The sequence below is a fragment of the Synechococcus sp. H55.7 genome (genome assembly GCF_047462395.1).
GTDB lineage: Bacteria > Cyanobacteriota > Cyanobacteriia > Thermostichales > Thermostichaceae > Thermostichus.
This window is the reverse complement of the sequence record NZ_JANSJD010000007.1, coordinates 128012-130190: the sequence shown is the minus strand read 5'-3', so window position 1 is coordinate 130190 and position 2179 is coordinate 128012. Positions and strand designations below refer to the sequence as shown.

Below are 2179 nucleotides of genomic sequence, written 5' to 3'. Positions count from 1 at the left end.
GGGCAGAAGAAGAGACAAAAATCTCGCCGTAAAGCGGATGGGGAAACCCCACCCGCCTGCGCGGTGGGGTAGTTCATAGTTTGATTGCCATTTGACAGTGACCAGAGGATTCAGCTTTGGACGGGCTCGCCCTGCTGAAGGCAGTTTTTCGTTTACTATTCGTCTACTATAGAAGGCTATGACGAAACTCACCCCCAGCTCCAGCTACAGTATTGCTTTGCGCCTGCGCCTGCCCAACCAGCCGGGAGCACTGGCCCGCGTCACCCAGGCTATTGCCGAGGTGGGCGGCAGCCTCAGCCAGATCGACCTCGTCTATCAATCCTCTGCAGAGACGGTGCGGGAGATCTCGGTGGATGCTGTCAGCAGCGAGCATGCCGAGCAAATTCGCGCCGCTGTTGCCTCTTTGCCCAATGTGAAAGTAGAGCGGGTGGTGGATCGCACCTTTGAGCTGCACCGCGGAGGAAAGCTGCAGGTGGTGGCCAAAAGCCCCCTGGAGAGCGCCGCCGATCTGGCCATGGCCTACACACCGGGGGTGGGGAGGGTGGCACTGGACATTGCCGCCAACCCCGCCGCTGTCTATGACTACACCATCAAGGGCAATTGCGTGGGCATTGTTACCGACGGCAGCGCTGTGCTGGGCTTGGGGAACATCGGGCCGGAGGCCGCTCTGCCGGTAATGGAGGGGAAGGCGGCCCTGTTCAAGCGCTTTGCCGATATCGATGCCTTCCCTCTGTGCCTGGCCACCCAGGAGGTGGAAGAAATCGTGGAGACGGTGGTGCGCCTGGCTCCCGGCTTTGGCGGCTTTAACCTGGAGGATATCAGCGCCCCCCGCTGCTTTGCCATTGAATCCCGGCTCAAGGCCCGCCTCAACCTACCGGTGTTCCACGACGATCAGCATGGCACGGCGATTGTGGTGCTGGCCGCCTTGCTGAATGCTTTGAAGGTGGTGAAAAAAAGCCTGGATCAGGTGCGCATTGTGCTCAATGGGGCGGGAGCAGCTGGCATTGCCGTCACGCAACTGTTGCGGCGGGCCGGGGCCAACCATATTGTGGTCTGCGACCGCCAAGGGATCCTCAGCCGCTCCCGCACCGACCTCACCCCAGAAAAGGCGGCAGTTGCAGTCGAGCAGAGCGGATCCCTGGCAGAGGCTTTGGTGGGAGTGGACGTGTTCATCGGGGTGAGCGTGGCCAATGCCCTGGCGGCAGAGATGGTGGAGAGCATGGTGCCGGATCCCATTGTCTTTGCCCTGGCCAACCCGGTGCCGGAGATCCAGCCGGAGCTGGTGAGCGATCGGGTGGCGGTGATGGCCACCGGGCGCAGCGACTACCCCAACCAGATCAACAATGTGCTGGCCTTTCCGGGCGTGTTTCGCGGCGCTCTGGATTGCCGCGCCAAGCAGATCAACACCGAGATGTGCCTAGCGGCCGCCCACGCCATCGCCAATTTGATCCCACCTGAAGATTTGGATCCCCAGTGGATCATCCCCTCGGTCTTCGACGGGCGGGTGGTCTCTGAGGTGGCTGCCGCAGTAGTTCAGGCTGCCCGCCAAACGGGAGTGGCCGGGATCCCTTGAGGGGTGCCCAGGCGGCCTATTGCCCTAGGTTCCCCTTCGCCAAAAGCGGGTGGAAGGCAGCATCCGCTTGACCGCAGGCTTCTGAGGCGTCAGCCCGTCGGGACAGCAATTACCCGTCCTAGCGCTGTGCGGAAGCAAGCTGGCAGTGCAGGGAGGATGTCAACATACCGAGCATCAATCTTTGGCCTGGGGAACGCTTTGGATCCGCAAATGCGGCAACGTTGAAGTCTGCTTTTTTCGGATCCCTTGTAACTTAACAATCCTTCAAGCTTTCTTCCTTCTTTGTGTAGTATTTTGCGCAGACGTCACTGACTTCATCGATTACCCTGAGTTTCAGGTTTCTAATCACTCGGCACTCCCAATGGATATACGTAAGCCGCTCTGCGTCCACATCGTCACCACGCTCACCGCTGCTAGCATTGCCGCTTTGCCTCAGTCTGACCTCGGCAGAGCCCTCAGAGTGGCTCTGGTGGTTGGAGCCGGGAACGCAGTAGCCTCGAGGGTTGCTTGGTCTTCTGCCCGAGACAGGGATCGGCGAGTGCAAAGCCTCCAAGCAAAGATTGAAGGGCTACAGGACCAGTCTGCGCGGAAGGAGGAAGAAATTCA

1 protein-coding gene is annotated in these 2179 nt (G+C 60.2%); it reads left to right on the top strand.

The features are described from left to right. The first annotated feature begins 178 nt into the window (after window positions 1-178). Window positions 179-1573 (top strand): malic enzyme-like NAD(P)-binding protein, encoded by a 1395-nt coding sequence (locus NW851_RS05325; protein ID WP_414336179.1) that lies wholly within the window; start codon window positions 179-181, stop codon window positions 1571-1573. Window positions 1574-2179: the final 606 nt, after the last annotated feature.

What these genes read in the sequence shown, in the direction of transcription:
- NW851_RS05325 (WP_414336179.1), top strand. Translation starts at nt 179, where the DNA reads ATGACGAAACTCACCCCCAGCTCCAGCTACAGTATTGCTTTGCGCCTG.